Here is an 11069-nt window from a genome sequence, read left to right on the forward strand (position 1 = left end):
CCTCCGGCGAGCTGGGCAGCACCACCTCACCTTCGCCGGCGGGCCGAGGCACAAGAACCAGCCCCTCCGGCGATTGAGGAGCGGGGGTTCGGGGGCTGGCCCCCGACCGTGGCCCGCAGCATGCGGGAACCTGTGGACCAGGGTCCGTCCTCAAACTCCCCCAGAGCTGCCTCTGGGAGGTGCCCCCAGACGGGCTGGGTTTGTCGGACGGACCGGGTGTGCCGGACGGACCGGGTGGCAGCGGGCGGGCCGGGTCCGCTGGGCGGGCCGGGGTTGCTCCGGGTCGACCGGGGCGCGGGGTCCCGCACCGCACGGGGGCGAGGGGCGGGGCCGCACCCAAAGAGGGGGGCTCCTCGTTGAACCCGGCGACCCCACCGGAGGTGAAGGACCTCGCATGCCCCCCACCCCCCTCGCCGGAGGCCCCCCCGGACCCGACGCCCTCCACCCCCTCCTCCGCACCGTCCTCCACGCCCTCCGCGACGGCGCCACCGAGCGCGCCGGCCCCCTCCCCCGGGGCGGCCCCGCCGAGACCGCCGCCCGGGTCCTCGCCGCCGCCACCCCCGTCCTCCCCGAACACGGCACCGGCCCCGCCGAGGCCCTCCACCGCCTCGTCCACACCCTCGCCCTCGGCGCCTGCGACCCCGCCCACCCCCTCTGCGCCGCCCACCTCCACACCCCGCCCCTCGCCCTCGCCGCCGCCGCCGACCTCGCCGTCTCCGCGCTCAACCCCTCCCTGGACTCCTGGGACCAGGCCCCCGCCGCCTCCGCCCTGGAGCGGCTCGTCACCGCCGCCCTCGCCGCCGAGGTCTTCCCGGCGGCACCCGCCCCGGACGCCCTGGTCACCACCGGCGGCACCGAGTCCAACCAGCTCGCCCTGCTCCTCGCCCGGGAGCGGCACGGCGCCGTCCGGGTCGTCTGCGGCTCCGGCGCCCACCACTCCGTACGCCGTGCCGCCTGGCTCCTCGGACTGCCCGAGCCCCTCACCGTCCCCGACGCCCGCGGCCTCGACCCCGCCGCCCTCGACGACACCCTGGCCCGTCTCCCCGGCCCCTGTCTGGTCGTCGCCACCGCGGGCTCCACCGACACCGGCCGCATCGACCCGCTCCCGGAGATCGCCGACCGCTGCGCCCGCCACCGCGCCGAACTCCACATCGACGCCGCCTACGGCGGCGGGCTCCTCCTCAGCCCCCGCCACCGCCCACTCCTCACCGGCCTGGACCGCGCCCACTCCGTCACGCTCGATCTGCACAAGCTCGGCTGGCAGCCCGTCCCCGCCGGGCTGTTCGCCGTCCCCGACGGCGCCCTCCTCGCCCCGCTCGCCCTCACCGCCGACTACCTCAACCCCGGCGACGACACCGAGGCCGGCCTCCCCGATCTCCTCGGCCGCTCCCTGCGCACCACCCGCCGCGCCGACATCCTCAAGGTCGCCGTCACCCTCCGCGCCCTCGGCCGGAGCGGCCTCGCCCGACTGATCGACACCGTGATGGACCACGCCCGCCGGTTCGCCGCGCTGGTCGACGCCCACCCCCGGCTGGAGCTCTTCGAACCCCCGGCCCTCACCACCGTCCTCTTCCGCCCCACCGGCGCGGACGACGCACAGATCGCCGGAATCCGCCGGCACCTGCTCACCACCGGCAGCGCCGTCCTCGGCCGGGCCCGCGCCGACGGCCGGCTGTGGCTCAAGGCGACCCTCCTCAACCCCCACGCCACCCCCGGCGACCTGGACCGCCTGATCGAACTCGTGGAAGGCAGCACCCCCGATGACCGCCATGCCCCCCGCCGAACCCGACCAGCCCCATGACCTCGTGGGAGTGGGCCTCGGCCCCTTCAACCTCTCCCTGGCGGCCCTCGCCCACGGCGTCCCCGGCGGCCTCGCCACCGCCTTCCTCGAACAGCGCCCCCGCTTCAGCTGGCACCCGGGACTGCTGATCGACGGCGCCACCCTCCAGGTCCCCTTCCTCGCCGACCTGGTGACCCTCGCCGACCCGGCGAGCCCCTGGAGCTTTCTGCGCTATCTGCGCGGACGCGAGCGCCTCTTCCCCTTCTACTTCGCCCAGAACTTCCACATCCACCGCGCCGAGTACGACGCCTACTGCCGCTGGGTCAGCGACAGCCTTCCCGGCATCCACTTCGGCCACCGGGTCGACGCGGTCCACTGGAACCCGGAACGCGAACTCTTCACGGTCGACTTCACCCACCTCGCGGCGGACGGCGGCGACGACACCATCGGCCGCACCCACGCCCGCAACATCGTCCTCGGCGTGGGCACCGAGCCGTACATCCCCGAGGCGCTCCGCCCGCTCGCCGACGCCCCCGGCGTCCCGGTCATCCACTCCGGCGACTACCTCGCGCACCGCGCCCAACTGCTCGCCGCCGGCCATGTCACGGTCATCGGCTCGGGCCAGTCGGGGGCCGAGATCTTCCTCGATCTGCTCCGGCAGCGCCCCGCCGGGGCCGAGCGCATCCACTGGCTCGCCCGGACCGAGTCCTTCGCCCCGATGGAGTACTCCAAGCTCGGCCTGGAGCACTTCACCCCCGACTACACCCGCTACTTCCACGCCCTGCCCGAGCAGACCCGCGACCGGCTCATCCCCCGGCAGTGGCAGCTCCACAAGGGCATCGACGCCCGCACCATCGCCGCCATCCACGACGAGCTGTACCGCCGCACCCTGGACGGCGGCTGGCCGGACGCCGTCCTCACCCCCGGGGTCGCCGTGCGCACCGCCGGCCGGATCGCCACCACCCGGATCGAGCTCCATCTGGAGCACCGCCAGCAGTCGATCCGCACCTGCCTCGCCACCGAGGCCGTCGTCCTCGCCACCGGCTACCGCGAGCGCCCGCCCGGCCCGATGCTCGCCGGACTCGATCCGTACATGCGCCGGGACTCCTCCGGCCGCCCCCGGATCGACAGCGAGTTCCGGCTGCTCCTCGACGCCTCGGTGGCCGGCTCGGTCTATGTGCAGAACGCCGAGACGCACACCCACGGCATCGGCGCCCCCGATCTGGGGCTCGCCGCCTGGCGCAGCGCCTCCATCCTCAACTCGCTCACCGGCAAGGAGCCGTATCCGATGCCGCGCCGTACCGCCTTCACCAGCTTCGGCGTCGACCGCCGCCCCCCGGCCACCGTGCCGAGCCAGTCCACCCCCCTGACCCGTCTCGCCCCCGGAGTCTAGGAACATCACCGCCGCCCGGATGCGAGAGTGGACGGTACGCGGCCGGTCCGGCCGCACCCGTTCCGTACGAGGGAGCCCTCCGTGACCGCCGACGCACCCGCCCCCGCCGCCCCCTACGGCACCCCCGAGACCCCCAGGGTCGCCGTGATCGGCGAGGCCCGGCTGGAGGTGGACCCGGAGATCGCCAGGATCGGGGTCGTCGTCAGCGCCCGGGGTGTCGACCGGCGGGGCGCGCTCGACGATCTCACCCGCCGCAACGCCGCCGTGCTGGAGCTGATCAAGTCCTATGGGGACGCGGTGGAGAAGCTGGAGACCGGGGCGTTCTCCATCAGCCCCCAGCTGGCCCGGCACGGGCGCGGCGAGCGGGTGCGGGCGTACCACGGCAGTGTCCATCTCACCGCCGAACTGGGCGACTTCACCGCACTCGGCGAACTGACCACCCGGCTCGCGGATCTGGAGCTGACCCAGGTGGACGGCCCCTGGTGGGCGCTGCGCCCCGATTCGCCCGCGCACGGCGAGGCCCGCCGCACGGCGGTGCGCGAGGCGGTGCAGCGCGCCCGTGAGTACGCCGGCGCGCTGGGCGCCGGTCTGGCCGCCCTGGTGGAGCTGGCCGATCTGGGGGCGGAGAGCCCGGAGCCGTACGGCAGGCCGGGCGGGGGCGTGCCGCGGATGGCGGCCTTCGCGGGGGGCGAGTCCCTGGAGTCCGCGCCCGCCCTCGATCTCGAACCGCAGCGCCAGACGGTCCACGCGCAGGTCACCGCGCGCTTCACGATGACCCCGCCGAAGCTGTGACCGCCCCCCGGTGGAATTGCTCATCAGAGCGACCCTGCGCACAATTCAACACTTGTCAATAACCTTTCACGCAACGGTTGTTGAGTAGTCATGTGCGGCCAATTCTCTACCGGTCGGTAAGGCATAGTGTCGGACCATGCGCCGAGCGAAAATCGTCTGTACCCTGGGCCCAGCCACCGACTCGTACGACCAGATCAAGGCACTGGTCGAGGCCGGAATGGACGTGGCCCGCTTCAACCTCAGCCATGGTTCGCACGCGGACCACGAGGAGCGCTACCACCGCGTCCGCAAGGCGTCGGACGAGACGGGCCGCAGTGTCGGGGTGCTCGCGGACCTTCAGGGGCCGAAGATCAGGCTCGGGCGCTTCCGCGAGGGTCCCGTACTTCTCGAACGCGGCGACGAGTTCACCATCACGGTCGAGCCGGCCGAGGGCGACCGCTCTCTCTGCGGCACCACCTACCCGGGCCTGGCCGAGGACGTCACCGCAGGTGAGCGCATTCTGGTGGACGACGGCAAGGTCACCCTGGAGGTCACGGGCGTGGACGGCCCCCGGGTGCGGACCACCGTGATCGAGGGCGGGATGGTCTCCGACCACAAGGGGCTGAACCTCCCCGGGGTCGCGGTCTCCGTCCCCGCGCTCTCGGAGAAGGATGTCGAGGATCTGCGCTGGGCGCTGCGGATCGGCGCGGACATCGTCGCCCTCTCCTTCGTCCGCAGCGGCCGGGACATCGTCGATGTGCACCGGATCATGGACGAGGAGGGCCGCCGGGTCCCGGTCATCGCCAAGGTCGAGAAACCGCAGGCGGTCGAGAACATCGACGACATCGTGGCCGCTTTCGACGGCATTATGGTGGCCCGGGGTGATCTCGGTGTCGAAATGCCGCTGGAGCAGGTGCCGATCGTCCAGAAACGAGCGGTGAAACTCGCCCGGCGCAATGCCAAACCGGTCATCGTCGCCACGCAGATGCTCGACTCGATGATCGAGAATTCCCGGCCGACCCGCGCCGAGGCGTCCGATGTGGCCAACGCCGTCCTCGACGGCACCGACGCGGTGATGCTCTCCGGCGAGACCAGCGTGGGCAAGTACCCCGTGGAGACGGTCCGGACGATGGGCCGGATCGTGGAAGCGGCGGAGGAGGATGTGCTCGCCAAGGGGCTGCCGCCGCTGACCGAGCACAACAAGCCGCGCACCCAGGGCGGCGCGGTGGCCCGCGCGGCGGCGGAGATGGGCGACTTCCTGGGGGCGAAGATCCTGGTGGCCTTCACGCAGTCCGGGGACACCGTCCAGCGGCTCTCCCGCTACCGTTCCCCGATTCCGCTGCTGGCCTTCACCCCCGACCCGGCGACCCGCTCCCGGCTCACCCTGACCTGGGGGGTGGAGACCTTCCTCGGCCCCCATGTGGAGTCCACGGACGCCATGGTCGCGCAGGTGGACGAGGAGCTGCTGAAGATCGGCCGCTGCGAGCGGGGGGACACCGTGGTGATCACCGCGGGTTCGCCGCCCGGAGTCGCGGGCTCCACGAATCTGGTCCGGGTCCACCACATCGGCGAGGGCGATCCCTCGGTGTGATTCCTCGGTGTGATCCCTCGGTGTGAACGGCCCGCCAACGCGGGGAGGCCCCTCGGAAGAGGGGCCTCGGTGGTGACCTTGGAATTGCAGGTAAAGTACCCCGGGTGGGATTCGAACCCACGCTGGATGGTGTTTGAGACCACTGCCTCTACCGCTGGGCTACCGGGGTGCCCTTGGAAAAGAAGGATGGCGGGCACCCTTCGTGCCCCAACCATACAGGAGCTGGGTAGTCTCATGGGGAGCACCCTGCCTTGGAATGAGGAGCCCCGTGATCGCCCCCGACTCGCCCCAGCCCGCCTCCGGCGACGAGCCGTCGCCCGCCGACGAGGACACGTCGCACATTCCCCCGCTGACGACCCGTGTGGTGATCGCGGAGGACGAGGCCCTCATCCGGCTCGATCTCAAGGAGATGCTGGAGGAGGAGGGATACGCGGTGGTCGGAGAGGCCGGGGACGGCCGGCGGGCCGTCGAACTGGCCCGTGAGCACCGCCCCGATCTGGTCATCCTCGATGTGAAGATGCCGGTCCTGGACGGCATCTCCGCCGCCGAGAAGATCGCCGAGGAGTCCATCGCGCCGGTGCTGATGCTGACCGCGTTCTCCCAGCGCGATCTGGTCGAGCGGGCCAGGGACGCCGGGGCGATGGCGTATCTGGTCAAGCCCTTCAGCAAGAGCGATGTGGTGCCCGCCATCGAGATGGCCGTCTCCCGCTTCACCGAGCTGAAGGCGCTGGAGAAGGAGGTCGCCGACCTCTCCCAGCGGCTGGAGACCCGCAAGCTGGTGGACCGCGCCAAGTCCGTTCTCCAGACGGAGTACGGCCTGACCGAGCCGGCCGCGTTCCGCTGGATTCAGAAGACCTCGATGGACCGCCGGCTGTCGATGCAGCAGGTCGCCGAGGCGGTCATCCAGGACGCCGAGGAGAAGAAGGCGGCCAAGGGCCAGTAGACCCCGCGTACCGCACGACCGGGCCCGCACCCCCTGGAGGGGTGCGGGCCCGGTCGTGCCGTACACGCGTCCGCGTACCGGTCAGTCCTCGCCGAGATACGCCTTGCGGACCGACTCGTCCACCAGCAGATCCCGGCCCGTGCCGGAAAGCACGATGTTCCCGACCTCCATCACATGCCCCTGATCGGCGAGCGAGAGCGCGGCCTGCGCGTTCTGCTCCACCAGCAGGATGGTGGTGCCCTGGGACTTCAGCTCGCCGATGGTGGACATGATCTTCTGCATCATGATCGGGGAGAGCCCCATGGAGGGCTCGTCCAGCATCAGCAGCTTCGGCCGGGACATCAGCGCCCGCCCCATCGCGAGCATCTGCTGCTCACCGCCGGAGAGGGTGCCCGCCGCCTGCTTGCTGCGCTCGCCCAGGATCGGGAAGAGGTCGTAGGCGCCCTGGATGTCCTTCTCGATGCCCGCCTTGTCGGACCGGAGGAACGCCCCGAGCTTGAGGTTCTCCGCGATCGTCAGCCGGGGGAAGATGTGCCGTCCCTCGGGCGAGTGGGCGAGCCCCAGCGCCACGATCTTATGGGCGGGGACGGAGGCGAGCGGCTTCCCGTCGAAGACGATCCGCCCCCCGGAGGGCTTCAGCAGCCCGGACAGGGTGCGCAGAGTGGTGGTCTTGCCCGCGCCGTTGGTGCCGATCAGGGTCACGATCTGGCCGGCCTCGACGCTGAAGGAGATCCCCTTCACGGCCTCGATCTTGCCGTAGGCGACCCGGAGGTCCTCCACCTGGAGCAGTGCGGTCACTGGGCTTCCTCCTCTGCACCGGTGCCGGCGCCGTGCTCTGTTCCCGTACCGGCGCCCTGGTCCCCGCCCGCACGGGGGCTCTGCTCCCGTCCCGGACCGGTCGCCGCGTGCGCCTCGGCCGCCTCGACCTCGGCGACCTCCGCCGCGCCCGGCGCGCCCTCGAAGGGGGTGCCGAGATAGGCGGCCACGACCCGCTCGTCCCCCTGGACCGTCTCCGGGGTGCCCTCCACCAGCTTCTCGCCCTGGACGAGGCAGGCCACCCGGTCGCAGAGGTTGAAGATGAAGCGCATATCGTGCTCGATCACCAGGATCGCGATGCCCTGGTCCCGGATGGCGAAGATCAGCTCCTCCGCCGCCCGGGTCTCCTGCGGATTCATCCCGGCGGTCGGCTCGTCGAGCAGCAGCAGACCGGGATCGCTCGCCAGCGCCCGGGCGATCTCCAGCTTGCGCTGCTCGCCGTAGGGGAGATTGCGGGCGAGGTGGTCGGCCTTGTGCGCCAGACCCGTGAACTCCAGCAGCTCCATGGCGCGTTCATGGGACGCCGCCTCGGCCCGCTTGAACCCGGGCCCGCGCAGCAGCGCCGACCAGAGCCCTTCCTTCGTCCGGGTGTGCCGGCCGACCAGCACATTCTCCAGCACCGTCATATTGGCGAAGAGCCGGATGTTCTGGAAAGTCCTCGCCACTCCGGCCTTGGTGACCAGATGGGGCTTGGGCGGCAGTACGGCTCCCTTGTAGACGACCTTGCCGCGCGTGGGGACGTACAGGCCCGTGAGGCAGTTGAAGAAGGTGGTCTTGCCCGCGCCGTTGGGGCCGATGAGACCGACGATCTCGCCCGCCCCGACCGTCAGATCGACCGAGCGGACGGCGACGAGCCCGCCGAACTCCATGGTGACCCCGCCGGCCTCCAGCACGGGCACCGAGGGTCCATCGGTGGTGGTGGTCGTCATGGCGTCACGCCCCCGCCTTGGTGATGCCGACGCCGGAGCCGGGCAGGCCCTTGTTCGGTACGTCGAGCTGATCGGTCTCGTGGTACTCCAGCTGCGCCCGGCGGTTGGCGATCAGGCCCTCGGGGCGGAACCGCATCAGCAGGATCAGCGCGATGCCGAAGCCGAGGAGCTGGTAGTCCTGGAGGAACTGGAGCTTCGCCGGGATCATGTACAGCAGCGTCGCCCCGAGCAGCGGGCCGCTGACCGTGCCCATGCCGCCGAGGATCACCGCCGCCAGCAGGAAGGCCGAGTTGGGCGGCACCGGCCCGGCGAACTGGTACATCTCCGGTACGACGGTGTGCTGCACATGCGCCTGCACGGTGCCGGCGAGGCCCGCCAGGGTGGCGCCGAGGGCGAAGGCGATCAGCTTGACCCGGAAGCCGTTGATGCCCATCGCGGTCGCGGCGGTCTCGTCCTCGCGGATGGCGACCCAGGCACGGCCGATCCGGGAGCTGCCCGCGCGGCTGAAGACGATGACGACCAGCACCATCGCCAGCAGCATCAGCAGATAGTAGTTCCCGTAGGCGCCCAGTTCACGGCCGAGGACGTTGTGGGACTCCCCGAAGTTGTACCCGAAGAACTCCAGGTCCGGGATGTTGGGAATACCGTTGGGACCATTGGTGATCTTCGGTCCCGAGACCCCGTCGAGATTGCCCATCGCGATCCGGAAGATCTCGCCGAACCCGAGGGTGACGATGGCGAGATAGTCGCCGCGCAGCCGCAGCGTCGGGGCGCCGATGACCACGCCGAAGACGAGTGAGGCGACCGCGCCGGTGAGGACCGAGGCCCAGAAGGGGAACTGCACATCGAACGCCGACGCCGTCGAACCGGAGACCAGCGCCGCCGTGTACGCGCCCACACCCAGGAAGGCGACATAGCCGAGGTCGAGCAGACCGGCCAGGCCGACGACGATGTTCAGGCCCAGCGCGACCGTCGCGAAGATCAGGATGTTGACCGCGATCAGGGTGTACATGTCGGTGTTCTGGGTGAACGGGAAGACCGCGGCGGCGGTGAAGGCCGCGATCATCGTCACCTGGCGGTACTTCGCGGTGAGCGCCGACACCCGGGCGACGACCCCGGCCTTGATGAGCGCGGCGACGGCGAAGCCCACGGTGACGAGGTAGCCGGTGAACAGCTCCGGGTCCTCGGTGTCGATGCCGTAGGTCACCACATAGAGCCCGATGCCGAAGACCGCGACGATGATCAGGATCTCGGCCCAGGAGGAACGCTCCTTGGGGCGGGCGGCCTTGCGGGTGTCGTCGGGCAGTCCCAGGGCGACCAGGGGGACCGCCGAGGCGACGGCGGCGACGAAGCCGCCGGGTTCGAGGTTGACCACCCCGCCCAGCTGCACGGCGATGGCGACGACCGTGAACCAGGTGGTGCCGAACGCGCCGAGCGCGGCCATCCGCAGCGCCTGCGAGGTGCCGGTGGGGGCGATTCGGCGGAGCCCCTTCACACCCAGTGCGGCCAGCGCGTAGAGGGTGACGAGCACCCCGGCCGCCAGGGTCAGGACCTGAAGGCCGCCCGGGTAGCCGTAGACGGTGAGATCCCCGGGGAACTCGGAGGTGTAGGTCCAGGCCAGGAAGGTGCTCGCGATGGTGGCGAGCCCTCCGGCGGCGATGATCCTGTGCAGCGTGGCGGCGCGGGCGGCGGACGCTCCGGTGTTCTTCCCGTCGGTGTGCCGGCCCGTGCCGGCGCCCGTGTTCTTGGTGGCTTCGGTGTCTTTGGTCATCGCTCTCACGCCCGATCCGCGACGCGCTCACCGAGCAGGCCCTGCGGCCTGACCAGGAGCACGACGATGAGAAGGACAAACGCCCAGACGTTGGACCAGGCGCCACCGCCGAGCTGCTGCATTCCGGGGATCTCTTCGATGTACGCGATCGACAGCGACTCGGCGAGCCCCAGCACGACCCCGCCGACCATGGCGCCGTAGATGTTGCCGATGCCCCCGAGGACCGCGGCGGTGAAGGCCTTGAGCCCGAGGATGAACCCCATCTCGAAGTTGATCTGCCCCTTGTCCAGCCCGTAGGCGACCGCCGCGACCGCCGCGAAGGCGGCGCCGATGGCGAAGGCCATCACAATGATCCGGTCGGTGTTGATGCCCATCAGCTTCGCGGTGTCCGGGTCCTGGGCGGTGGCCTGCATGGCCCGTCCGCTGCGGCTGCGGGAGACGAAGAAGCCGAGGGCGAGCATGCAGAGCGGGGCGAGGACGAAGACGAAGGCGTCGGCGCGCTGGATGGTGAGGTGATCGGTGATGTGGAAGGACTCACCGGTGAACTGCGGGAAGCTCCTGGCCTTCTTGGCGTCGGGGTAGAAGCCCCAGACCAGCTGCTGGAGGGCGATGGAGAGACCGATCGCCGTGATCAGCGGGGCGAGCCGGGGGGCGCCGCGCAGGGGCCGATAGGCGAATCGTTCCGCCGCGGTGGCGACGGCCACGGAGGCAAGGGCCCCGCCCGCGATCATCAGAGGTATCGCCACCAGGAGCGATACTCCGCTGGGGAGCCAGATGTAGACGGTGAGGGCGCCGAAGCCCCCGATCATGAATATCTCGCCGTGGGCGAAGTTGATGAGCTGGACGATGCCGTAGACCATGGTGTACCCGATGGCGATGAGACCGTAGAGGGCACCCAGGGCAAGGCCGTTCGCCAGCTGTTGCGGCAGTTCGTTCACCGCAGAGCCTCCGATGAGCGTGTCGGATATGACGACGCGGGGGGGGGGGGGGTTGGGGCGCCCCCCGCGCGGGGAGGGTGATGAGGTTAAAGTGTGCGCCCGGAAAGACAAACACGTACAGCCGATATAACTAAATA

The 11069-nt window shown here is 70.9% G+C and carries 9 protein-coding genes and 1 tRNA gene; 5 read left to right on the forward strand and 5 right to left on the reverse strand.

Translation table 11 applies throughout. The annotated features are described in order from the left end of the window. Positions 1-394 precede the first annotated feature (394 nt). From ABT122_RS03785 to pyk, 4 genes are all read left to right on the forward strand, one after another. A complete protein-coding gene (locus tag ABT122_RS03785) occupies positions 395-1801 on the forward strand; it encodes a pyridoxal phosphate-dependent decarboxylase family protein (RefSeq protein ID WP_351544791.1) in 1407 nt (468 codons plus the stop codon). Next, positions 1761-3173, forward strand: a complete 1413-nt coding sequence (locus ABT122_RS03790; RefSeq protein WP_351544794.1) for a lysine N(6)-hydroxylase/L-ornithine N(5)-oxygenase family protein — start codon at positions 1761-1763, stop codon at positions 3171-3173. Before ABT122_RS03785 ends, ABT122_RS03790 begins: the two co-directional genes overlap by 41 nt. An 81-nt stretch (positions 3174-3254) precedes the next feature. After that, positions 3255-3965, forward strand: a complete 711-nt coding sequence (locus ABT122_RS03795; protein WP_351544797.1) for an SIMPL domain-containing protein — start codon at positions 3255-3257, stop codon at positions 3963-3965. Between the two features lie 136 nt (positions 3966-4101). Next, positions 4102-5535 carry a pyruvate kinase gene (gene pyk / locus ABT122_RS03800; RefSeq protein WP_351544800.1) on the forward strand — a complete coding sequence of 478 codons (1434 nt, stop codon included), beginning with the start codon at positions 4102-4104 and terminating at the stop codon, positions 5533-5535. 96 nt (positions 5536-5631) lie between these two features. Here pyk and ABT122_RS03805 read toward each other — a convergent pair. Beyond that, positions 5632-5704: transfer RNA gene (locus ABT122_RS03805), tRNA-Leu, on the reverse strand. A 99-nt stretch (positions 5705-5803) separates the two neighbouring features. Here ABT122_RS03805 and ABT122_RS03810 point away from each other — a divergent pair. Beyond that, entirely contained in the window at positions 5804-6478 is a 675-nt protein-coding gene (locus ABT122_RS03810) for an ANTAR domain-containing response regulator (protein ID WP_351544842.1), read from the forward strand. 81 nt (positions 6479-6559) lie between these two features. Here the strand turns inward: ABT122_RS03810 and ABT122_RS03815 are convergent, their stop codons facing one another. The 4 genes from ABT122_RS03815 to ABT122_RS03830 are packed head-to-tail and all read right to left on the reverse strand — an operon-like array spanning position 6560 to position 10932. Further along, entirely contained in the window at positions 6560-7276 is a 717-nt protein-coding gene (locus ABT122_RS03815) for an ABC transporter ATP-binding protein (protein ID WP_351544803.1), read from the reverse strand. Then, positions 7273-8223, reverse strand: coding sequence for an ABC transporter ATP-binding protein (locus ABT122_RS03820; RefSeq protein ID WP_351544806.1), 951 nt, complete (start codon positions 8221-8223; stop codon positions 7273-7275). The genes ABT122_RS03815 and ABT122_RS03820 overlap by 4 nt, the downstream gene beginning before the upstream one ends. 4 nt (positions 8224-8227) lie before the next feature. After that, on the reverse strand, positions 8228-9994 hold the full coding sequence (locus ABT122_RS03825) for a branched-chain amino acid ABC transporter permease (protein WP_351544809.1): 1767 nt from the start codon (positions 9992-9994) through the stop codon (positions 8228-8230). Between the two features lie 5 nt (positions 9995-9999). Continuing rightward, positions 10000-10932 (reverse strand): branched-chain amino acid ABC transporter permease, encoded by a 933-nt coding sequence (locus tag ABT122_RS03830; protein WP_351544812.1) that lies wholly within the window; start codon positions 10930-10932, stop codon positions 10000-10002. Positions 10933-11069 lie beyond the last annotated feature (137 nt).

This window comes from Streptomyces sp. NPDC001985, from assembly GCF_040296845.1.
Classification (GTDB): domain Bacteria; phylum Actinomycetota; class Actinomycetes; order Streptomycetales; family Streptomycetaceae; genus Streptomyces.

Excerpts from the sequence above, each read along its gene's own strand:
- ABT122_RS03785 (WP_351544791.1), top strand. The coding sequence starts at position 395 with ATGCCCCCCACCCCCCTCGCCGGAGGCCCCCCCGGACCCGACGCCCTC.
- ABT122_RS03790 (WP_351544794.1), top strand. The coding sequence starts at position 1,761 with ATGACCGCCATGCCCCCCGCCGAACCCGACCAGCCCCATGACCTCGTG.
- pyk (WP_351544800.1), top strand. The coding sequence starts at position 4,102 with ATGCGCCGAGCGAAAATCGTCTGTACCCTGGGCCCAGCCACCGACTCG.
- ABT122_RS03820 (WP_351544806.1), bottom strand. The coding sequence starts at position 8,223 with ATGACGACCACCACCACCGATGGACCCTCGGTGCCCGTGCTGGAGGCC.
- ABT122_RS03825 (WP_351544809.1), bottom strand. The coding sequence starts at position 9,994 with ATGACCAAAGACACCGAAGCCACCAAGAACACGGGCGCCGGCACGGGC.